The organism is Streptomyces sp. NPDC054863 (assembly GCF_053610825.1).
In genome coordinates this window covers 1-1,477 of the sequence record NZ_JBSGZD010000559.1, presented here as the reverse complement: position 1 = coordinate 1,477, position 1,477 = coordinate 1, and the positions used below count along the sequence as shown (strand labels likewise).

Below are 1,477 nucleotides of genomic sequence, written 5' to 3'. Positions count from 1 at the left end.
GTCCTACGGTGGGGGGCTCCGCACGTGTACGGTCAGGTCGTTGAAATCGCCGGGGGGCGCCGTGGGGGGAAGAGGAAGCATCATGTCGAAGACACCAGGCTGGCTCGGCGGGCTCGGGGCCCGGCTGACCCACGTGGGAGAGCGCATGGAAGAGCGGCGTGCGGAAGCCGCGGCCGATCCCGACGCCGCAGCCGCCCCCGGACCCGACGTGCCCGACCACGTCCCCCCGCCCCCGGACTACGCGCCCGCCGTGGCCGCCAGGCCCGACCCCGTCGCCGCCCTGCCGTGGGGGATGCGGGTCGCCGCCGAGGCGGGCTGGCGGCTGCTCGTACTGGCGGGCACCATCTGGGTGCTCGGCCAGATCATCAGCCAGGTGCAGCTGGTCGCGTTCGCCTTCATGGGCGCGCTGCTCGTCACCGCGCTGCTCCAGCCCACGGTGGCGTGGCTGAGGAAGAAGGGTCTGCCGCGCGGGCTGGCCACCGCGCTCACCGCCGTGCTCGGCTTCGTGATCATGGGGCTGGTCGGGTGGTTCGTGGTCTGGCAGATCATGGACAACGCGGAGGACCTCTCCAAGCAGGTCCAGCAGGGCATCCAGGACCTGCGGCACTGGCTGCTCAACAGCCCGTTCCACGTCACCGAGCAGCAGATCAACGACATCTCGAAGAACCTCAGCGACGCGATCGGCACCAACGTCCAGGAGATCACCTCCGCCGGACTCCAGGGCGTCACCGTCATCGTCGAGATGATGACCGGGATGCTCCTCGCGATGTTCTCCACCCTCTTCCTGCTGTACGACGGCAAGAAGGTCTGGGAGTGGACGCTCAAGCTGGTGCCCGCGCAGGCCCGCCCCGGCATGGCGGGTGCGGGGCCGCGCGCCTGGCGCACGCTCACCGCCTATGTGCGGGGCACGGTGATAGTGGCCATGATCGACGCCGTCTTCATCGGACTCGGCCTGTACTTCCTGAACGTGCCGATGGCGGTGCCGCTCGCCGTCCTGATCTTCCTGTTCGCCTTCATCCCGCTGGTCGGCGCGGTGATCTCCGGAGCCCTCGCCGTCGTCGTCGCGATCGTCGTCAAGGGCCCCTTCATCGCCCTCATGGTGCTGATCGTCGTCCTCGCCGTGCAGCAGATCGAGGGCCACATCCTGCAGCCGTTCATCCTGGGCCGTGCCGTACGGGTGCACCCGCTCGCCGTCGTCCTGTCGGTCGCGGCGGGCGGCCTCGTCGCCGGCATCGGCGGCGCGGTCGTCGCGGTCCCGATAGTGGCGGTCCTCAATACGGCGATCGGCTACCTTCGCGCGTACTCCAGGGAGAACGCGCTGAAGGCCGCGCCGAAACCGCACGGGGCGACGGCGCTGGACGTGGCGCCCACCCCGCCCCCGTCGACGGCAGCGGCGTCGGGCTCGCCACCGACGGCCGCCGCCCCGGCCCAGCCGCCACAGGGGGAAGCGGGCCGGGAGTGATATCCGGGCCGGAAC

General features: G+C 70.9%; 1 protein-coding gene. It reads left to right on the top strand.

The genetic code is table 11. From position 1 onward, the window contains the following. Nucleotides 1-82 precede the first annotated feature (82 nt). Nucleotides 83-1,462 carry an AI-2E family transporter gene (locus ACWGIG_RS38885; protein WP_453326439.1) on the top strand — a complete coding sequence of 460 codons (1,380 nt, stop codon included), beginning with the start codon at nucleotides 83-85 and terminating at the stop codon, nucleotides 1,460-1,462. The last annotated feature ends 15 nt before the right edge of the window (nucleotides 1,463-1,477 follow it).

Excerpts from the sequence above, each read along its gene's own strand:
- ACWGIG_RS38885 (WP_453326439.1), top strand. The coding sequence starts at position 83 with ATGTCGAAGACACCAGGCTGGCTCGGCGGGCTCGGGGCCCGGCTGACC.